Annotated in this window: 12 protein-coding genes and 2 pseudogenes; 9 read left to right on the top strand and 5 right to left on the bottom strand. The window is 60.2% G+C overall.

What is annotated here, in order from left to right:
* Positions 1–118 precede the first annotated feature (118 nt).
* Complete coding sequence (gene putP / locus CKW21_RS01160) at positions 119–1,603, bottom strand: sodium/proline symporter PutP (RefSeq protein ID WP_095192197.1); 1,485 nt, start codon at positions 1,601–1,603, stop codon at positions 119–121.
* 461 nt (positions 1,604–2,064) lie between these two features.
* On the opposite strand from putP, the gene putA reads away from it, so the two are divergent.
* The 3 genes from putA to CKW21_RS01175 all read left to right on the top strand — a co-directional run bounded on the left by putA (position 2,065) and on the right by CKW21_RS01175 (position 8,348).
* Positions 2,065–6,018, top strand: a complete 3,954-nt coding sequence (putA, locus tag CKW21_RS01165; protein ID WP_095192198.1) for a trifunctional transcriptional regulator/proline dehydrogenase/L-glutamate gamma-semialdehyde dehydrogenase — start codon at positions 2,065–2,067, stop codon at positions 6,016–6,018.
* A gap of 189 nt (positions 6,019–6,207) precedes the next feature.
* Positions 6,208–6,420 (top strand): hypothetical protein, encoded by a 213-nt coding sequence (locus CKW21_RS01170; protein WP_095192199.1) that lies wholly within the window; start codon positions 6,208–6,210, stop codon positions 6,418–6,420.
* A 125-nt stretch (positions 6,421–6,545) separates the two neighbouring features.
* Positions 6,546–8,348, top strand: a complete 1,803-nt coding sequence (locus CKW21_RS01175; protein ID WP_095192200.1) for an acyl-CoA dehydrogenase — start codon at positions 6,546–6,548, stop codon at positions 8,346–8,348.
* Positions 8,349–8,488: 140 nt separating this feature from the next.
* Here the strand turns inward: CKW21_RS01175 and CKW21_RS32110 are convergent, their stop codons facing one another.
* From CKW21_RS32110 to CKW21_RS01190, 4 genes and pseudogenes are all read right to left on the bottom strand, one after another.
* Positions 8,489–9,334 (bottom strand): methyl-accepting chemotaxis protein, encoded by an 846-nt coding sequence (locus CKW21_RS32110; protein WP_371917494.1) that lies wholly within the window; start codon positions 9,332–9,334, stop codon positions 8,489–8,491.
* Between the two features lie 18 nt (positions 9,335–9,352).
* Positions 9,353–10,468: pseudogene (locus CKW21_RS32115) on the bottom strand (cache domain-containing protein); the annotation flags it as partial.
* A gap of 55 nt (positions 10,469–10,523) precedes the next feature.
* Positions 10,524–10,823, bottom strand: a complete 300-nt coding sequence (locus tag CKW21_RS01185) for a cell division protein ZapA (protein WP_095192202.1) — start codon at positions 10,821–10,823, stop codon at positions 10,524–10,526.
* Positions 10,820–11,062: a hypothetical protein gene (locus CKW21_RS01190; protein WP_095192203.1), complete on the bottom strand. Its 243-nt coding sequence runs from the start codon at positions 11,060–11,062 to the stop codon at positions 10,820–10,822. The genes CKW21_RS01185 and CKW21_RS01190 overlap by 4 nt, the downstream gene beginning before the upstream one ends.
* 382 nt (positions 11,063–11,444) lie before the next feature.
* Between CKW21_RS01190 and CKW21_RS32120 the strand changes: the two are divergent.
* The 6 genes and pseudogenes from CKW21_RS32120 to trxC all read left to right on the top strand — a co-directional run.
* Positions 11,445–12,200 (top strand): annotated as a pseudogene (locus CKW21_RS32120) (MCP four helix bundle domain-containing protein); the annotation flags it as partial.
* Positions 12,192–13,055, top strand: coding sequence for a methyl-accepting chemotaxis protein (locus CKW21_RS32125; RefSeq protein ID WP_371917495.1), 864 nt, complete (start codon positions 12,192–12,194; stop codon positions 13,053–13,055). The pseudogene CKW21_RS32120 and the gene CKW21_RS32125, both read left to right, overlap by 9 nt.
* Before the next feature lie 239 nt (positions 13,056–13,294).
* Complete coding sequence (locus CKW21_RS01200; protein ID WP_095192205.1) at positions 13,295–15,037, top strand: potassium/proton antiporter; 1,743 nt, start codon at positions 13,295–13,297, stop codon at positions 15,035–15,037.
* Between the two features lie 35 nt (positions 15,038–15,072).
* Positions 15,073–18,423 (top strand): mechanosensitive channel MscK, encoded by a 3,351-nt coding sequence (gene mscK / locus CKW21_RS01205; protein ID WP_095192206.1) that lies wholly within the window; start codon positions 15,073–15,075, stop codon positions 18,421–18,423.
* Between the two features lie 48 nt (positions 18,424–18,471).
* On the top strand, positions 18,472–19,935 hold the full coding sequence (gene selO, locus CKW21_RS01210; RefSeq protein WP_095192207.1) for a protein adenylyltransferase SelO: 1,464 nt from the start codon (positions 18,472–18,474) through the stop codon (positions 19,933–19,935).
* A gap of 73 nt (positions 19,936–20,008) precedes the next feature.
* On the top strand, positions 20,009–20,443 hold the full coding sequence (trxC, locus tag CKW21_RS01215) for a thioredoxin TrxC (protein WP_095192208.1): 435 nt from the start codon (positions 20,009–20,011) through the stop codon (positions 20,441–20,443).
* The last annotated feature ends 82 nt before the right edge of the window (positions 20,444–20,525 follow it).

Below are 20,525 nucleotides of genomic sequence, written 5' to 3' on the forward strand. Positions count from 1 at the left end.
AGGCTCGCTCCCACAGGGGAATAAATTATTGTCGAAAAATGCACAAAAAAACGGCCCGCCTCCAAAGGAAGCGGGCCGTTCTCATTCAAGCATTGGCTCAGCGCATGCGCTCAACCCATTACTTGTTCAGGCGGAAATCATTCTCGGCCGCGGCAAAGCGTTGAAGCATGCCGGCGGTCGGTGCGCCCATTTTGCTGACGATGTAGATCGCCAGGCTGGCGAAGATGAAACCAGGGATGATTTCGTACAGGCCCAGCAGTTCGAAGTGTTTCCAGACGATCACAGTGATTGCGCCGACCAGGATACCGGCCAGTGCGCCATTGCGGGTCATGTCTTTCCAGATCACCGAGATCAGCACGACCGGACCGAATGCGGCACCGAAACCGGCCCAGGCGTAGCTGACCAGACCCAGCACGCGGTTTTCCGGGTTGGCGGCCATCGCGATGGCGATCAGGGCAACCAGCAGCACCATGGCGCGGCCGACCCAGACCAGTTCCTGTTGGGAAGCCGATTTGCGCAGGAAGGTTTTGTAGAAGTCTTCGGTCAGAGCGCTCGAGCACACCAGCAACTGGCAGCTCAGGGTGCTCATGACGGCAGCCAGAATGGCCGACAGCAACACACCGGCAACCCATGGATTGAAGAGGATTTTCGCCAGCTCGATGAACACACGTTCGTGGTTCTCGCTCACTGGCATGGCCACGGCCGGGTTGGCCGAGAAGTAAGCGATGCCGAAGAAACCGACCGCCACGGTGCCACCCAGGCACAGGATCATCCAGGTCATGGAGATGCGACGGGCATTGGCGATCGATTTCACCGAATCCGCCGCCATGAAGCGCGCCAGGATGTGCGGCTGGCCGAAGTAGCCCAGACCCCAGCCCATCAGCGAGATGATGCCGATGAAGGTGGTGTTTTTCAGCATGTCGAAGTTGGCCGGATCCTGCGCTTCGATGGCCAGGAACGCGGTATCGACGCCGCCGGTCGCCAGCATCACGATGATCGGCGTGAGGATCAGGGCGAAAATCATCAGGGTGGCTTGTACGGTGTCCGTCCAGCTCACCGCCAGGAAACCGCCAACGAAGGTGTAGGCAATGGTCGCCGCGGCACCGGCCCACAGCGCCGTCTCGTAGGACATGCCGAAGGTGCTTTCGAACAGACGGGCACCGGCCACGATGCCGGAGGCGCAGTAGATGGTGAAGAACACCAGGATCACTACGGCAGAGATGATCCGCAGCACGCCGCTCTTGTCTTCGAAACGGCTGGAGAAGTAGTCCGGCAGCGTCAGGGCATCGCCGTTGTGCTCGGTCTGCACGCGCAGACGGCCGGCAACGAACAACCAGTTCAGGTACGCACCGACGATCAGGCCGATGGCGATCCAGCTTTCGGAAAGACCGGACATGTAGATGGCGCCCGGCAGGCCCATCAACAACCAGCCGCTCATGTCGGAAGCACCGGCGGACAGTGCGGTGACGACGCTGCCCAGGCTGCGACCACCCAGAATGTAGTCGGAAAGGTTGTTGGTGGAGCGATAGGCCATGAAGCCGATCAGCACCATTGCAGCGATGTAGATCACGAACGTGATCAGGGTTGGATTCGTTACGCTCATTAAGTGACGCCCTGGCTTTGTTTTTATGTAGCGGCGGCTGGTGAACCGCTCGCAAACGATGACGTTTGACAGACGATTCGGGATCCCGCGCATTTATGACTGATGTTTCCCCAGGAAAGCCATCAGCCGGCACACCTGCCTTTTCGACGGGTTGCACCTTGGGGCGCGAATGCTATTCAACAAAGCAAATGAGGTGCAACCCATTTTTCGGGAATTAGTTGCACCTAGTCGGATTTACAACAAAAGCCGTTGTTTTTGCTCCTTTTTAGCGCAGTCCTGAAGCTTTTCTAGAAGTAAAAGCACCAAGCAGGAGCGGCACGTTCGTACCAGAATTTAATTCCTGACGAGGCGCTGATTTTTCCGACAAAAAAGGGTTGCACCCGGTTGCACCTCTCTCGGCACGCGGCTAATCTTGCCGCCAGCTGATGCCACGCAGTCGTGGCAAACATGAGGATAAAAACATGGCTACCACCACCCTTGGGGTCAAACTTGACGACCCGACCCGCGAACGCCTCAAGGCGGCCGCGACCTCGATTGATCGCACGCCGCACTGGCTGATCAAGCAGGCAATTTTCAATTACCTGGAAAAACTCGAGGGTGGTGCAACCCTGACCGAGCTGAACGGTTTGACCACCAGGGACGCTGACGACGCGGGCGAAGTCCATGTCGATCACGCACATCAGTGCTTCCTTGAATTCGCCGAAAGCATCCTGCCGCAATCGGTGCTGCGCGCATCGATCACCGCCGCTTACCGTCGCCCGGAACCGGAAGTGGTGCCGATGCTGATCGAGCAGGCGCGCCTGCCGGCGCCTATGGCCGAAGCCACCAACAAACTCGCCGCCTCGATTGCCGAAAAACTGCGCAATCAGAAGAGTGCTGGCGGTCGCGCAGGCATTGTTCAGGGGCTGCTGCAGGAGTTTTCCCTGTCGTCCCAGGAAGGCGTGGCGCTGATGTGCCTGGCCGAAGCGCTGTTGCGCATCCCGGACAAAGGTACCCGCGACGCACTGATTCGCGACAAGATCAGCACCGGTAACTGGCAGCCACACCTGGGCAACAGCCCGTCGCTGTTCGTCAACGCCGCCACCTGGGGTCTGCTGCTGACCGGCAAGCTGGTCTCCACCCACAACGAAGCCGGCCTGACTTCTTCCCTGAGCCGCATCATCGGTAAGAGCGGCGAACCGATGATCCGCAAGGGCGTTGACATGGCCATGCGCCTGATGGGCGAGCAGTTCGTCACCGGCGAAACCATTGCCGAAGCCCTGGCCAACGCCAGCAAGTTCGAAGCCAAGGGCTTCCGCTATTCCTACGACATGCTCGGTGAAGCCGCACTGACCGAACATGACGCGCAGAAGTACCTGGCCTCGTACGAGCAAGCCATCCACTCGATCGGCAAAGCCTCCCACGGTCGCGGGATTTATGAAGGCCCGGGCATCTCCATCAAGCTGTCGGCACTGCACCCGCGTTACAGCCGCGCGCAGTACGAGCGCGTGATGGACGAGCTGTACCCACGCCTGCTGTCGCTGACCTTGCTGGCCAAGCAGTACGACATCGGCCTGAACATCGACGCCGAAGAAGCCGACCGTCTTGAGCTGTCGCTGGACCTGCTTGAGCGCCTGTGCTTCGAGCCGCAACTGACCGGCTGGAATGGCATCGGTTTTGTGATCCAGGCTTACCAGAAGCGTTGCCCGTACGTGATCGACTACGTGATCGACCTGGCTCGTCGCAGCCGTCATCGCCTGATGATCCGCCTGGTGAAAGGCGCCTACTGGGACAGCGAAATCAAGCGCGCCCAGGTCGAAGGCCTGGAAGGTTATCCGGTCTACACCCGCAAGGTGTACACCGACGTTTCCTACATCGCTTGCGCACGCAAGCTGCTGTCGGTGCCGGAAGTCATCTACCCGCAGTTTGCCACGCACAACGCCCACACCCTGTCGGCTATCTATCACATCGCCGGTCAGAACTATTACCCGGGCCAGTACGAGTTCCAGTGCCTGCACGGCATGGGCGAACCCCTGTACGAACAGGTCGTAGGCAAAGTCTCCGAAGGCAAGCTGAACCGTCCGTGCCGCGTGTACGCACCAGTTGGCACCCACGAAACCCTGCTGGCGTACCTGGTGCGCCGCCTGCTGGAAAACGGCGCGAACACTTCGTTCGTCAACCGTATCGCCGACCAGTCGATCTCGATCCAGGAACTGGTCGCCGATCCGGTGGCGAGCATCGAGCAAATGGCGACGCTGGAAGGCGGTTTCGGCCTGCCGCACCCACGCATCCCGTTGCCGCGTGATCTGTACGGTTCCGAGCGCGCCAACTCCAGCGGCATCGACATGGCCAACGAACATCGTCTGGCCTCGCTCTCCTGTGCCTTGTTGGCCACCGCACACAATCACTGGAAAGCCGCGCCGATGCTCGGTTGCGCTTCCAGCAACGAAGCACCGGCACCGGTCCTGAACCCGTCCGACCTGCGTGACGTGGTCGGTCACGTACAGGAAGCGACCGTCGACGACGTCGACAACGCCATCCAATGTGCCCTGAAAGCCGCACCGATCTGGCAGGCCACCCCGCCAGCCGAACGTGCCGCGATCCTCGAACGTGCCGCCGACTTGATGGAAGGCGAGATTCAGCCGCTGATGGGCCTGCTGGCTCGCGAAGCCGGCAAGACCTACGCCAACGCCATCGCTGAAGTGCGCGAAGCCGTGGACTTCCTGCGTTATTACGCGGTGCAGGCACGCAACGATTTCACCAACGACGCCCATCGCCCATTGGGTCCGGTGGTGTGCATCAGCCCGTGGAACTTCCCGCTGGCGATCTTCAGTGGTCAGGTCGCTGCCGCACTGGCCGCCGGTAACCCGGTGCTGGCCAAGCCTGCCGAACAGACTCCACTGGTCGCGGCTCAGGCTGTGCGCCTGCTGCTCGAAGCCGGGATTCCGGAAGGCGTGCTGCAACTGCTGCCGGGCCGTGGCGAAACCGTCGGTGCCGGCCTGGTCGGCGACGATCGCGTCAAGGGTGTGATGTTCACCGGCTCCACCGAAGTGGCGCGTCTGCTGCAGCGCAACATCGCCGGTCGCCTGGATAGCCAGGGCCGTCCGATTCCGCTGATCGCCGAAACCGGTGGCCAGAACGCGATGATCGTCGACTCCTCTGCGCTGACCGAACAAGTGGTCATCGACGTTGTATCCTCGGCCTTCGACAGCGCCGGTCAACGTTGCTCGGCCTTGCGCGTGCTGTGCTTGCAGGAAGATTCCGCCGACCGCGTCATCGAAATGCTCAAGGGCGCGATGGCTGAAAGCCGTCTCGGCAACCCGGAACGCCTGTCCGTGGACATCGGCCCGGTGATCGACGCTGAAGCCAAGTCAGGCATCGAGAAGCACATCCAGGCCATGCGTGACAAAGGTCGCAGCGTGTACCAGGTGGCCATCGCCGATGCCGAAGAAATCAAACGCGGCACCTTCGTGATGCCGACCCTGATCGAACTGGAAAGCTTCGACGAACTGCAACGGGAGATCTTCGGCCCGGTGCTGCACGTGGTTCGCTACAAGCGCAAGGACATCGATCAACTGATCGGCCAGATCAACGCATCCGGTTACGGCCTGACCCTGGGCGTGCACACCCGCATCGACGAGACCATCGCCAAGGTGATCGACACCGTCAATGCCGGTAACGTCTACGTGAACCGCAACATCGTTGGCGCCGTGGTCGGCGTGCAGCCATTCGGCGGCGAAGGCCTGTCGGGCACCGGTCCGAAGGCGGGTGGCCCGCTGTACCTGTACCGTCTGTTGTCGACCCGTCCTACCGACGCCATCGAACAATCCTTCGCTCGCGGCGACGCCGCCGTGGCACCGGATGTGCGCCTGCGCGACGCCATGAGCAAGCCGCTGACCGCCCTGAAAGCCTGGGCCGACAGCAACAAGTTCGCCGACCTGAGCGCGTTGTGCGTGCAGTTCGCCGCGCAATCGCAAAGCGGTATCACCCGTGTACTGGCCGGCCCGACCGGCGAGCGCAACAGCTATGCGATCCTGCCGCGTGAGCACGTGCTGTGCCTGGCGGAAGTCGAAGGCGACCTGCTGACGCAACTGGCTGCTGTATTGGCGGTCGGTGGTTCGGCGGTCTGGCCGGAAACAGAGCTGAGCAAAGCGTTGTTCGCACGCCTGCCGAAGGACATTCAGGCGCGCATCAAGCTGGTTTCCGACTGGAACAAGGACGAGTTGGTGTTTGATGCGGTTCTGCATCATGGCCATTCCGATCAGTTGCGCGCGGTCTGCCAGCAAGTGGCCAAGCGTGCCGGTGCCATTGTCGGTGTGCAGGGCCTGTCGCAGGGTGAGTCCAACATTGCGCTGGAACGCCTGGTGATCGAGCGGGCATTGAGCGTTAACACTGCGGCGGCGGGTGGTAATGCGAGCCTGATGACTATCGGCTAAATAGCTATCTAATGATCGTCCCCCATTTTTTTGGGGGACGATCACGTCGCACCCAGCCTACCATCCCCCTCGCTGTCAGCAACCTATCACTTTTGATAGGTAGTCAACCTCTTTCATTGGCGTATTTTAAGTCGAGCCTGAGTGGCTCTTTTCACTGTTTTCGGGCATCCCCCAAAACGGAGAACGAACATGGAAAATACAAGCGACAATGTATCTGAAACAATCAGTAGCGGAGCTTTGAATGAGCCGATTACCGCAAAGGATTGGTGGTTAAGCGTCAACGTTGGGGAGCTGACAACGTATAAAGAAGGAGACACTAGAAAGATCACCAACAAAAACTGGGTACGCAATGGAGACGGGACCTACACAATACTTCTCCACACTACCCCAGTAATTAAGTAAAGTCTAAGGAGGCGCACACCCGGTGCGCCTCCTTGTTCTAATCGCCCATCACCCACATCAATCTTACTACCCACTCTCAATTCCCGGACTTAGACTCAGGCGCACTCCAATACAGGTAAGCCGCCATGTCCGAGACGTTGCTCAGTTCCCGCAATCTGGCTTTCGAGCTGTATGAAGTCCTCGATGCCGAGGGCCTGACCCAGCGTGAGCGTTTCGCCGAGCACAACCGCGAAACCTTCGATGCCGCCATTGGCACCGCCCGCAGCATCGCCGAGAAGTTCTTCGCCCCGCACAACCGCAAGGGTGACGAGAACGAGCCGCGCTATGAGGACGGCCAGGCGATTCTGATTCCCGAAGTGAAACCGGCGGTGGATGCCTTCCTCGAAGCCGGCTTCCTCAACGCCGCGCGCAGTTTCGATGCTGGCGGCATGCAGCTTCCTACACTCTTGTCCCAAGCCTGCTTCGCGCATTTTCAATCGGCCAACGCCGCCTCGACCTCGTACCCGTTCCTGACCATGGGTGCGGCTAACCTGATCGAAAGCTTCGGCACCGAGGAGCAGAAACGACGTTTCCTGCAACCGATGATCGACGGGCGCTTCTTCGGCACCATGGCCCTCACCGAACCTCACGCCGGCTCATCGCTGTCGGATATTCGCACCCGCGCCGAGCCTGCGTCTGACGGCACTTATCGACTCAAGGGCAACAAGATCTTCATCTCCGGCGGCGATCACCCGTTATCGGAAAACATCGTGCACATGGTCCTGGCCAAACTGCCGGATGCGCCGGCCGGGGTGAAGGGTATTTCGCTGTTTATCGTGCCCAAGTACCTGGTCAACGATGACGGCAGCCTGGGCAAGCGCAACGATGTGTTGCTGGCTGGCCTGTTTCACAAGATGGGCTGGCGTGGCACCACGTCCACCGCACTGAATTTCGGCGATAACGGCGAGTGTGTCGGTTACCTGGTGGGCAAGCCGCACCATGGCTTGAGCTACATGTTCCAGATGATGAACGAAGCGCGGATCGGCGTCGGCATGGGCGCAGTGATGCTCGGGTATGCCGGTTACCTGTATTCGCTGGAGTACGCACGTTTACGCCCGCAGGGTCGCGTGCCGGACAGTAAAGATCCGAATACCGCACCGGTAGCGATCATCCAGCACGCCGACGTCAAACGCATGCTGCTGACCCAGAAGGCCTACGTCGAAGGCTCGTTCGACCTGGGACTGTACGCCGCGCGCCTGTTCGACGACACCACAACCCTGGAAAGCGAAGCCGAACGCAAACAGGCCCATGAGCTACTGGATTTGCTGACACCGATCGTCAAATCCTGGCCGTCGGAATTCTGCCTGAAGGCCAACGAACTGGCGATCCAGATCCTCGGCGGCCACGGTTACACCCGCGAATATCCGGTGGAACAGTACTACCGCGACAACCGCCTGAACCCTATCCACGAAGGCACCCACGGCATCCAGTCACTGGACCTGCTGGGTCGCAAACTGGCGCAAAACAGCGGCGCGGGACTCAAGCAACTGATCCGCCTGATCGCCGACACCGCCGAGCGCGCCCAGGCCCATGAATCGCTGACCGCACTGCGTGAACCGCTGGAGAAACTGGTCGCGCGCCTGCAAACCGTAACCATCGGTCTGCTGACCGACCTGGCCCAGGGCAAGGTCAACAGCAGCCTGGCGAACTCGGCGCTGTACCTGAAAGTGTTTGGCCACACGGTGATTGGCTGGCGCTGGCTGGAACAGGCGATTCGCGCCGAAGAAGGATTGGCCAGGGGCAATGCGGCGGATGTGAACTTTTATAAAGGCAAGTTGCAGGCAGCGCGGTATTTCCTGACCTGGGAAATTCCGGGGTGCCACCATGAATTGGCGATTCTTGAGGCGCGGGATGATGTCTGCCTGAATATGCAGGATGAGTGGTTCTGAGCAAAGCCCTTCGGTGCTGCTGAAAACCAATCGCGGGCAAGCCCGCTCCCACAGTGATCTCAGTTGTTCACAGATAATGTGCTCAACACAAATCCTGTGGGAGCGGGCTTGCCCGCGATGAGGCCATCACTGACAGCACATCAACTCAACCGAAACCCACCCATCTGCCGCGCCAGATCATCCGCCAACCGCTGCAGCGTCTGGCAATCCTCACGACAAGCCCTGACCTCCCCCGCCGTCGCCCGCGCCAGATCGGAAATCCCCTGCACGTTGCGGTTGATTTCTTCGGTCACCGCGGACTGCTCCTCCGTCGCCGTGGCGACTTGGTGGTTCATGTCGCTGATGCGCTCGACCTGCCCGGTAATCGCAGTCAATGACGCTCCAGTGCGCTGGCTCGACTCGACTCCGGTGCCAGTCGCCGCCTGCCCGGTATGCATCGACGAAACCGCATTCTCCGCGCCCTGCTTGAGGCTGCCGATCATCTGCTGGATTTCATCGGTGGACGTTTGCGTACGTCGCGCCAACGTGCGCACTTCATCGGCAACCACCGCAAACCCGCGCCCCATATCCCCGGCCCGTGCCGCTTCGATCGCCGCATTCAAAGCCAGAAGATTGGTCTGCTCGGAAATCCTGCGAATCACCGCCAACACCTGATCGATGGAAGCGACCTGATCGGCCAACTCACCCACGGCGCTGGCAGCGACACCGATTTCATCGGACATGCTTTCGATATGGCGAATCGAGCCGCCCACCACTTCCCGCGCTTGCATCGCCTCATCAAGGGCCGTCTGCGAAGCGAGCGCCGCGTTGCCGGCATTCTGCGCGATTTCCTGTACGGTCAGGCCCATTTCGTGGACTGCGGTGGCGACCATATCAGTCATTTCCTGCTGGCGACCGGCACGCTCAGCGGTGTTGTCCACCACCCGCGCCACCTGGCCGACAGCCGTGCGCAAGCGTTCGCTGGTGGTCAGAACTTCACCGATCATCTCGCGCTGGCTGTCGAGGAATCGATTGAAACCTCGAGCCAGGTCGCCCAGCTCATCGGCACGGCTGGAATCTAACCGGTGGGTCAAATCTCCACCACCGCTACCGATGGCTACCAGTGCCGCTGTTACCTGACGAATCGGTCGCACCAGCCCACGGGCCAGCAACACCACGAGTAACAGGCACACCAGCGCCACCGCCAGGCCAATGCCACTGCTCATCCACATCGCGCGTCGAGCTTCGGCGTAGATCTGCGACTGTGGCACTTCGGCCACCAGGGTCCAGCCCAGATCCCGCAGCGGCAGGCTCAATGCGAGGAAATCTTCGCCATCACGATCGAAACCGGTGGCGACCGCTTTTTGACCCATCACCGCTTGCGCGGCAGACGCGCCAATTTGCTCGGTCAACGTGCGTTTACCGCTGAGTTGCGCCTCGGGATGTACCTGGATCAATCCGTCGGAACGCACAAGATAGACCTTGCCGCGCTCTCCGAAGGCGAAATTGTGAATCAGCTCGGACAGCTCTTTCATGCTCAACCCAAGCCCGGCGACACCCACGACTTTACCGGCCTGTTCGACCTTGATGTCGATGAACAGCGCCAACTCTCCCGTGGCCGTGTCGTTGTCGATGTTGAGGGTGCGCGGCTGGCTGCTGTCGAGGAACGAATAGAACCAGGCGTCTTTGGGATTGGAACGGCTCAGGGTCCGGTCCAGACCTTTTTCAGTGAAATAGTGGTTTGAGGCTGTGCCGACAATCAACGCGGTAAAAGCCTTGTGTTCGGCGCGGATACCTTCGAGATACTGCACGAACGACGAAGTCCGGGCGGGATTTTCACCCCCGGCCAACCAGTCGCGCACCATGCTGTTACTGGCGATATCCTTGGCGGCAGTGAGGGGCTGGACGAGGATGCGCTCGATGTCGTTGCGCATCGCTTCGATGCTCGACGGCAATGCCTGCTCGACCAGATAGCGCTGGGCCAGGCGATTGACCACGAGGGTATAAATGCCAACCACAATCAGGATACTGACCAGCAGGGCGGTGCCCATGCTGAGGATCAACTGCCATTGAATACTGCGTCGCCAGAACTGCATGGAGCACCCCCAAAGAATAAGAGGCTGAAACACTGCAACAGCCATGCCGATTGTATACAGCTAAATCGACAATCTATTCTTTGGTTGTGCGCAAAGCCGATCAGGCCTGATTGATCGTCTTGGTGATCACTTCAACCGTGGCGCTGACTTGCTCTTGGTAACGGTCGAGTTCGAGCTTGTGCTGCTTCTGCATTTCGATCTGTTGCGAGCACAGGTTCATGGCGGCCAGCACCAGCAGTCGGTCACCGATCAGGGTCGGGTACTTCTTTTTGGTCTCGGCCAGGGCAGCCTTCAACATCAACGCAGCATCGAGCAGGGTCTGTTCTTCCCCGGCCGGCGCCTTGATCGAATAGTCCTCCCCCAGGATCGAGACGACTTTTACCCCTGCGCCATAACTCATGCGCTGACTGATTCGACTAGAGGCCCAGCGCTGACGCGCTCAACCAAAGCCTGAATGCGGGCGGCGGTGGCGCCTTGTTTCTCTTCCTGTTCCATCAGGCTCAGTTGCAGGCTTTCGTTTTCATCCTTGGCCTGGGCCAGTTCTGCGCTCAGGGCTTGGCTGGTACCGAGCAGGGTCTGGTTCTGTTGTACCAGGTCGCTGACCAGTTGTTCCAATTGGCTTAGGGATGCTTCCAACATTTTGATTTTCCAGGCATTTTCAAAGGGCGCGTACGATAAAGAAAAGTCACCGTGGATGCCAGGGTTAAACGGGCGCAAAGCCTTGATTTTCCTGACGAGTGACCTGTCTCGCGAACTTTAAAGACTGTGATTGGCCGATCTGGTTCCTGCACTTCGTCGCCCGCCTCATCCTGTAGGAGCGAGCTCGCTCGCGATGGTGACATGAGCACCGCGTGTATTCAGGTGCCCCTCGTCATCGTTGACGTCCATCGCGAGCGAGCTCGCTCCTACAATTAATACAAGGGCTCAAGACTTCGGGCGCATGACCGATAAGTCATTCATACGTCAGCCTCGGCACCGCTCAGGTGCGCTCTTTTCGGTAATCACCATGTCCCTTCGTAATATGAATATCGCGCCGCGAGCGTTCCTCGGTTTTGCCTTGATTGGCGGCTTGATGCTGGTGCTGGGCGTGTTTGCCCTGAACCAGATGAGCAAGATCCGCGGTGCCGCCGAGAACATCACCGTCAGTAGCGTGCCGAGCATCAAGAGCCTCGACGAGTTCACTCAACTGACGCTTCGCCTGCGCGTGCTGTCTTATCGCCTGCTGGTGAACCGCGAGCCGGACGTGCAACAGAAAACCATCGAGCTGCTGGAATTGCGTAACCAGCAGATCCGCGCCGCCCAGGCCACCTACGAAAAACTGATCGCCAGCCCGCAGGAACGTGCGGCCTACGATCAATACGTACAGCTGCTCGGGCAGTACCGCCAGATCGAAGACCGGATGAAGACCCTGTCGCGCAATAATCAGGTCGACGAACTGCGCAGCCTGCTCAACGCCGATCTGCTGAGCAACTCCGAAGCGATCAACGCTGTGCTGAGCAAGCTGCTGGAGATCAATACCCAGCAGACCCTCGACACCAACCAGCAAGCCGCCGATCAATACGATTCGGCGTTCAATCTGGTCATTACCCTGTTGGTGATCGCCACTGGCCTGACGATTCTGTTCGCCTGGCTGCTGACCAACAGCATCACCAAACCGATCGCCAACGCGCTGAACGCTGCCGAGCAAATCGCCGAGGGCAATCTGACACGCCCGATCACGGTCGACGGCGAGGACGAAGCCGGCCGCTTGCTGCTGGCGATGTCGAAGATGCAGGACAAGCTGCGCGACACCCTGCAGCGAATTTCCGGCTCCGCCACTCAGCTGGCTTCTGCCGCCGAAGAGCTCAACAGTGTCACCGATGAAAGCGCCCGTGGCCTGACCCAACAGAACAACGAGATCGAACAGGCCGCCACGGCAGTCAACGAGATGACCAGCGCCGTGGAAGAAGTCGCGCGCAATGCGGTCAGCACATCCGAAGCATCGAAAAACGCTACGACTTCCGCCGGTGACGGCCGCGATCTGGTGCAGGAAACCGTCAGCGCCATCGAGCGCATGAGCGCCGATGTGCAAAGTACCGCCACCCTGATCGGCGACCTGGCCAATGAATCTCGCGATATCGGCAAAGTGCTGGATGTGATTCGCGGCCTGGCCGACCAGACCAACCTGCTGGCCCTGAACGCTGCCATCGAAGCGGCGCGCGCCGGTGAAGCCGGCCGTGGCTTCGCGGTGGTGGCGGACGAGGTTCGGGCCCTGGCGCACCGCACCCAGCAGTCGACCAGCGAAATCGAACGCATGATCGGCAGCATCCAGAGCGGCACCGAGCACGCGGTGGATTCGATGCGCAACAGCACCGAGCGCGCCGAATCGACCCTGAACATTGCCCGCGGCGCCGGACTGTCGCTGGACACCATCAACAGCGCCATCGTCGAAATCAACCAACGCAACCTGGTCATCGCCAGCGCCGCCGAAGAGCAGGCGCAAGTGGCCCGCGAAGTGGACCGCAATCTGGTGAACATTCGTGATCTGTCGGTGCAATCGGCCACCGGCGCCAACCAGACCAGTGCGGCCAGTAGCGAGCTGTCGCGATTGGCAGTGGACCTGAACACGATGGTTGGGCGGTTCAGCCTCTGATCAGGCGGTAACACATTTCCTGTAGGAGCGAGCATGCTCGCGATGGACGTCAACGATAACGTGTGCTGCCTGAATCAACACGTCGTCATTGAGTTCTTCGCGAGCAAGCTCGCTCCTACATGGATGTGCGACAACCAAAAAGCTTTTTGACAGCATCACATTTCAACAGGTTAGAATCGCTGGCACGCAGACTGCATGGTCAGTTTGTGCCCGTCTTTCAGCTTTCCGGAGTACTGCCTTTGAATGCGACGACCATCAACAGCCTGTTCTTGATCGGCGCGTTGCTGGTAGGTGCGAGCATTCTGGTGAGTTCACTTTCCTCGCGCCTCGGCATCCCGATTCTGGTGATCATCCTGGCGGTGGGCATGGCCGCCGGGGTCGATGGCGGCGGCATCATTTTTACTAACTACCCCACGGCTTACCTCGTCGGCAACCTTGCACTGGCGGTGATCCTGCTCGATGGCGGTTTGCGCACCCGGGTGTCGAGTTTCCGCGTGGCGTTATGGCCAGCGTTGTCGCTGGCAACGGTTGGCGTCTTGATCACCACCGGGCTGACTGGCATGGCCGCCGCCTGGTTGTTCGACCTGAACATGATTCAAGGCCTGCTGATCGGCGCCATCGTCGGCTCCACCGACGCCGCCGCGGTGTTTTCCCTGCTGGGTGGCAAAGGCCTGAACGAGCGGGTGACCGCAACCCTGGAGATCGAATCCGGCAGCAACGACCCGATGGCGGTGTTCCTCACCGTGACCCTGATCGACATGCTCGCCAGCGGCCAGACCGGCCTGCACTGGAGCCTGTTGACCCACTTGCTGCGCGAGTTCGGCATCGGCGCCGTCATTGGCCTGGGCGGTGGCTGGCTGATGCTGCAAATGGTCAACCGCATCAACCTGGCCACCGGCCTGTATCCGATTCTGGTCATCGCCGGCGGCCTGGTGGTGTTTGCCCTGACCAACGCCCTGCATGGCAGCGGCTTCCTGGCGGTGTACTTGTGTGGACTGGTGATCGGCAACCGCCCGGTACGCAGCCGCCACGGTATCCTGCACATGCTCGACGGCATGGCCTGGCTGGCGCAGATCGGCATGTTCCTGGTGCTGGGGCTGCTGGTCACGCCCCACGACTTGCTGCCGATTGCGTTGCCGGCACTGGGCCTGGCGCTGTGGATGATTCTATTTGCCCGGCCGCTGTCGGTACTGGTCGGCCTGCTGCCTTTCAAAGCCTTCCATGGCCGCGAAAAAGCGTTCATTTCCTGGGTCGGCTTGCGCGGCGCGGTACCGATCATTCTGGCTGTGTTCCCATTGATGGCGGGCCTGCCCAACGCCCAACTCTATTTCAACCTCGCCTTCTTTATCGTACTGGTGTCGCTGCTGGTGCAGGGCACGAGCCTGCCGTGGATCGCCAAACTGCTGAAGGTGACGGTGCCACCGGAGCCGGCGCCGATCTCCCGTTCGGCCCTCGAAGTTCACGTCACCAGCGAGTGGGAGCTGTTCGTTTATCGCCTCGGCGCCGAAAAATGGTGCATCGGTTCGCACCTTCGCGAGCTGAAAATGCCCGAAGGCACCCGTATCGCAGCCCTGTTTCGTGGCGAGCAACTGCTCCATCCGTCGGGTAGTACGGTGCTCGAAGTCGACGATTTATTGTGCGTAATCGGCCATGAACACAATCTTGGAGCCCTCGGAAAACTCTTCAGCCAGGCTCCGCAACGAGGCCTCGATTTGCGCTTTTTCGGCGACTTCGTACTCGAAGGAGATGCCCAGCTGGCCGCGGTTGCTGCCCTGTACGGGCTGAAGGTCGAAGGCATCGATCCGGACATGTCCCTGGGCCACTTCATTGCCCAGAAAGTAGGGGGCGCACCAGTAGTCGGTGACCAGGTGGAATGGAACAACACCATCTGGACCGTTGCGGTCATGGAGGGGAACAAGATCGGTAAAGTGGGCGTCAGATTCCCCGAAGGAAGTCGCCCGGGTCCGGGACTCTTCCTCTAAACTCCACACTTCGTCCTGTTTTTTGATCGGTCTTTATGTCAAGCCTGCGCACCTTTTTCGTCCTGGTCCTGTTGGGCCTGAGCCTCTCCGTCGGCACGCTGCAAGCCGCTGAGCCACCCACCCGCGAAACCGTGCAGGCGAGCCTGGACAAGATCGCCGACCGCAAACTGCCGGAGGCCGATCAAAAAGCCCTGCAGTCGGTCCTGCAAGGCACGCTGACGCAGCTCAACAACCAGCGTGATTACGAGCAGAAACTCAGCGACCTCAAGCAGCAACTGGCCACGGCCCCCAAACAGACCGTCGAGAACCAGCGTGAGCTGACGCGCCTGAAGGCCAGCAACGTGGTGCCAGTTGCGCAACGCTTTACCAAAGAGTCGATTCAGCAGCTTGAGCAGATGCTCACCGAGCGCTCTACGCAGCAAAGCGATCTGCAAAAGGCACTGGCCGAAGCCAACAGCCTGATCATTACCGCCCAGACTCGCCCCGAGCGCGCCCAGGCGGAAATTTCCGCCAGCCAGACGCGCATCCAGCAGATCAACAATATCCTCAAGGCCGGCAAGGACGCCGGCAAGACCTTGAGCGCCGAGCAGCGTGACCAGCTCAATGCTGAACTCTCGGCACTCAACGCCCTGATTCCGCTGCGTCGCCAGGAACTGGCCGGCAACACTCAGCTGCAAGACCTGGGCAATAGTCAGCATGATTTGCTGTCGGAGCGATCCGACCGGCTGGATCGGGAAATCCAGGAGCTGCAAAACCTGATCAACCAGAAGCGCCTGGCTCAATCCCAGGAAACGGTGACGCAGCAGTCCATCGAAGCGCAAAAGGCCGGTGGCAGCAGCCTGCTGGCGACCGAAAGCGCGGCCAACCTGAAGCTCTCGGACTACTTGCTCAAAAGCACTGACCGCCTCAACGAAGTCACCCAGCAGAACCTGCAGACCAAGCAGCAACTGGACAGCGTGACCCAGAGCGATTCGGCCCTGGACGAACAAATCAACGTACTCAAGGGCAGCCTGCTGCTCTCCAAGATTCTCTACAAACAGAAACAGGCCTTGCCGCGTCTGCGGGTCGACCGTGATCTGGCCGACCAGATCGCCGACATTCGTCTGTATCAGTTCGAAGTCAGCCAGCAACGGGAGCTGCTCAGCAACCCGACCACCTACGTCGACAACCTGCTGTCGGCCCAACCGCCCGAGCAAGTCACTCCGCAGCTGCGCAAGAGCCTGCTGGAGCTGGCCACCACCCGTGCGGACCTGCTGGAGCGGCTGAACCGCGAACTGAGCGCCGTGCTCAACGAATCCATCACCCTGCAACTGAACCAGAAGCAACTGCTCAGCACAGCGCAAAGCCTGCGAGCGACGCTCGATGAGCAGATGTTCTGGATTCCCAGTAACAAGCCGCTTGATCCTGAATGGTTCCGCAGCGTGCCGGACCGTCTGAAACGTCAGATCGATACGCTTCCCCTGGCCTCCAGCCTGAGTGAGCTGACCGACGGCCTGACTCAGCGACCGTTGCTGTTCCTGCCTCTGGCGCTGTTGATCGGCGCCTTGCTGTGGCGCCGCGAGAGCCTGTACGCCCGACTGAACAAGGTTCACCAGGACATCGGCCACTTCAAGCGCGACAGCCAGTGGCATACGCCGCAGGCGATTCTGATCAACATTCTGCTGGCGATGCCGGTGTCGCTGGGCCTGGCCTTGTGTGGCCTGGCCCTGCAAATCGACGCTCGCGGGCAAAACGCCAACATGGGTGCAGCGTTGCTGCAAATGGCCCAGGCATGGCTGGTGTTCTACACCGCTTATCGGATCCTCGCGCCGGGCGGCGTGGCGGAACTGCATTTCCGCTGGGAGAAGCCTCAGGTCGAATTCCTGCGCGGCTGGGTCCGCCGGCTCGGCATGGTGGTGATGGCACTGGTCGCCGTGGTCGCAGTTGCCGAACTGCAACCGGCGGCACTGGCCGACGACGTGCTGGGCATGCCGGTGGTACTCATCTGCTACGCCTTGATGACTTGGTTGCTCAGCCGACTGCTATGGAGCAGCCCGACCCACGAGAACGCATCGCTGTTCCGCAAGGCCGTGGCCATCATGTTTACCGCCCTGCCGATCGCCTTGTTCGTGGCGGTGTGCTTCGGTTACTACTACACCGCGCTGAAACTCAGTGACCGCTTGATCAACACCCTGTACCTGCTGATGTTCTGGCTGGTGATCGAAGCCACCTTCGTGCGCGGCCTCAGCGTGGCGGCACGCCGCCTCGCCTACCAGCGCGCCCTGACCAAACGTCAGGCAGCGAAAGAGGCCGGCGACGGTGAAGCGGTGATCGAAGAACCGACCCTGGACATCGAGAAGGTCAACGAACAATCCCTGCGCCTGATCCGCCTGGCACTGCTCGGTGGCTTCATGGCTTTGCTCTACTGGGTCTGGGCCGACCTGATCACGGTGTTCTCGTACCTGGACAACATCACCCTCTACGAATACACCAGCGGCACCGGCGCCAACATGAGCATGGTGCCGATCAGCATCGGCGACATGCTCGGCGCCCTGATCATCATCGGCATCACCTTCGCCCTGGCGCGCAACCTGCCGGGTCTGCTGGAAGTCTTCGTGCTGTCGAAGCTGAACCTGGCACAGGGCAGCGCCTATGCCACCACCACACTGCTGTCCTACGTGATCGCCGGCGTCGGCTTCGTCTCGACCCTGTCGACCCTCGGCGTCAGCTGGGACAAGTTGCAGTGGCTGGTGGCGGCGCTGTCGGTAGGCCTCGGTTTCGGCATGCAGGAGATCTTCGCCAACTTCATCTCCGGCATCATGATTCTGTTCGAGCGCCCGGTGCGGATCGGCGACACCATCACCATCGGCAACCTGTCGGGCACGGTCAGCAAGATCCGCATCCGCGCCACGACCATCACCGACTTCGACCGCAAGGACATCATTGTCCCGAACAAGACGTTCATCACCGGACAACTGATCAACTGGTCCCTGACCGACACCATCACCCGGGTGACGCTCAAGCTCGGGGTCGATTACGGCTCGGACCTGGACCTGGTGAAGGAACTGCTGCTCAAGGCCGCGCGGGAAAACCCACGTGTGCTCAAGGAACCGGAGCCGCACGTGTACTTCCTGAACTTCGGTGAAAGCACCCTCGATCACGAGCTGCGCATGCATGTGCGTGACCTCGGCGACCGTAACCCGGTACTCGATGAGGTCAACCGCTTCATCAATCGCGAGTTCAAGAAGCAGCACATCAACATCTCGTTCCGGCAGATGGAGGTCTACCTCAAGAACCTCCACGGCCAGGAATACAAGATGGTGCCGATCGAGCCGGAAGCGAAAACCATCGTGCCGATGGTCGATGGCAAGCCGGCGCAAGAGCCGCCCGCCGCCAAACTCGACTAACCGGCAATTCCCCAGCAGAATGCTCGGACATTCTGCTGGAGACGGCCTTTGAAAGCCCTCGACGAACTGACCTTCGATAATCGCTTCGACCGCCTGGGCGATGCGTTTTCCGCCCATGTGCTGCCCGAACCGATCGACAACCCGCGCCTGGTGGTGGCAAGTCCCGCCGCCATGGCGTTGCTGGATCTTGACCCGGCCGTGGCCGAAACCCAGGAATTCGCCGAGTTGTTCAGCGGCCACAAGCTCTGGGCCGACGCGATCCCGAGGGCGATGGTCTATTCAGGGCATCAGTTCGGTTCCTACAACCCGCAGCTGGGCGACGGCCGTGGCCTGTTGCTGGGTGAGGTGTACAACGAAGCCGGCGAGCATTGGGACCTGCACCTCAAGGGTGCCGGGCAGACGCCCTTCTCGCGCATGGGCGACGGACGGGCGGTACTGCGCTCCTCGATCCGCGAATTCCTCGCCTCAGAAGCCCTGCATGCGCTGAACATCCCGACCACTCGTGCACTGTGCGTGATCGGCTCTGACACCCCTGTCTGGCGCGAAAAACAGGAGCGCGCGGCAATGGTGCTGCGAATGGCGCCCAGCCATGTGCGCTTCGGGCACTTCGAATACTTCTACTACACCAAACGTCCCGAAAAGCAGAAAGAGCTTGGCGACCACGTCCTCGCCATGCATTTTCCAGAGTGCCTGGAACAACCTGAACCGTACCTGGCAATGTTCCGCGAGATCGTCGAGCGCAATGCCGAGCTGATTGCCAAGTGGCAAGCCTACGGCTTCTGCCACGGGGTAATGAACACCGACAACATGTCGATCCTCGGTATTACCTTCGACTACGGCCCGTTTGCCTTTCTTGATGACTTCGATGCCAACTTCATCTGCAACCACTCCGATGATCAGGGCCGCTACTCCTTCAGCAACCAGGTACCGATCGGCCAATGGAACCTAAGCGCCCTGGCCCAGGCGCTGACGCCGTTCATCAGCGTCGAGGCCCTGCGCGAAACCCTCGGCCTGTACCTGCCGCTGTTCCAGGCCCATTACCTGGACCTGATGCGCCGCCGCCTGGGTTTCACCACCGCAGAAGAGGAGGACCAGAAGCTGCTGGAACACCTGCTGCAATTGATGCAGAACAGTGGCGTCGATTACAGCCTGTTCTTCCGCCGGCTGGGCAATGAATCACCTGAAGCGGCTGCGCGTCGTCTACGCGATGACTTCGTCGGCCTCAAGGGCTTCGACGCCTGGAGCGAGCTCTACGTCGCCCGGGTAATGCGCGAAGGCACGCTTGACCAGGAGCAGCGTCGCCAACGGATGCACGCAGTCAATCCGTTGTACATCCTGCGCAACTACCTGGCGCAAAACGCTATCGATGCGGCAGAAAAGGGCGACTACTCGGAAGTCCGCCGCCTGCACGCGGTGCTGAGCAAGCCGTTCGAGGAGCAGCCGGGGATGGAGAGCTATGCGGAGCGACCGCCAGAGTGGGGCAAGCATCTGGAGATCAGTTGTTCGTCGTGATGTACCGCGCATTTGAAAATTCAAGCGGGTGTCTCCAGATAAGGACTACCCGCTTCTCATTGGACCGTCTTTCATGTCAGACCCATTCCTCATCCCCTGCCCCCACTGCAACGGCCTTAACCGCATTCCCGCCGAGCGCCTCAACGACCACCCAAAATGCGGTCGTTGCAAGTCCGAGGTGCTGCTGAACAAACCCTTCGAACTGAAACAGGGTGACTACGCCAGTCAGATCAAGGGTGATCTGCCTCTGCTGGTGGACGTTTGGGCGGATTGGTGCGGGCCGTGCAAGTCGTTTGCACCGATATTCGAGCAGGCGGCCGGGCAATTGGCGGGCAAGTGTCGACTGGCCAAGCTGGACAGCGAGGCGAATCAGCAGTTGTCGGCGCAATTGGGGATTCGCTCGATTCCGAGCCTGATTCTGTTCAAGAACGGACGGGAAATCGCACGCCAGAGTGGGGCCTTCCCGTTGCCGCAATTGATGAGTTGGTTGCGTAGTCAGGGGATTTGACGACGATTTCAGACGCTACCGGATCAATGTGGGAGCGAGCCTGCTCGCGAATACGGTGCGTCAGTCAACATTGATTTGTCTG

Source organism: Pseudomonas sp. Irchel 3A7 (genome assembly GCF_900187565.1).
Lineage (GTDB): Bacteria > Pseudomonadota > Gammaproteobacteria > Pseudomonadales > Pseudomonadaceae > Aquipseudomonas.

Coding starts and splice junctions, on each gene's coding strand:
- mscK (WP_095192206.1), top strand. CDS start 15,073: ATGTCAAGCCTGCGCACCTTTTTCGTCCTGGTCCTGTTGGGCCTGAGC.
- trxC (WP_095192208.1), top strand. CDS start 20,009: ATGTCAGACCCATTCCTCATCCCCTGCCCCCACTGCAACGGCCTTAAC.
- CKW21_RS01175 (WP_095192200.1), top strand. CDS start 6,546: ATGTCCGAGACGTTGCTCAGTTCCCGCAATCTGGCTTTCGAGCTGTAT.
- CKW21_RS01190 (WP_095192203.1), bottom strand. CDS start 11,062: ATGTTGGAAGCATCCCTAAGCCAATTGGAACAACTGGTCAGCGACCTG.
- CKW21_RS01185 (WP_095192202.1), bottom strand. CDS start 10,823: ATGAGTTATGGCGCAGGGGTAAAAGTCGTCTCGATCCTGGGGGAGGAC.
- CKW21_RS01170 (WP_095192199.1), top strand. CDS start 6,208: ATGGAAAATACAAGCGACAATGTATCTGAAACAATCAGTAGCGGAGCT.
- putA (WP_095192198.1), top strand. CDS start 2,065: ATGGCTACCACCACCCTTGGGGTCAAACTTGACGACCCGACCCGCGAA.
- CKW21_RS32110 (WP_371917494.1), bottom strand. CDS start 9,334: ATGATCGGTGAAGTTCTGACCACCAGCGAACGCTTGCGCACGGCTGTC.
- putP (WP_095192197.1), bottom strand. CDS start 1,603: ATGAGCGTAACGAATCCAACCCTGATCACGTTCGTGATCTACATCGCT.
- CKW21_RS32125 (WP_371917495.1), top strand. CDS start 12,192: ATGCAGGACAAGCTGCGCGACACCCTGCAGCGAATTTCCGGCTCCGCC.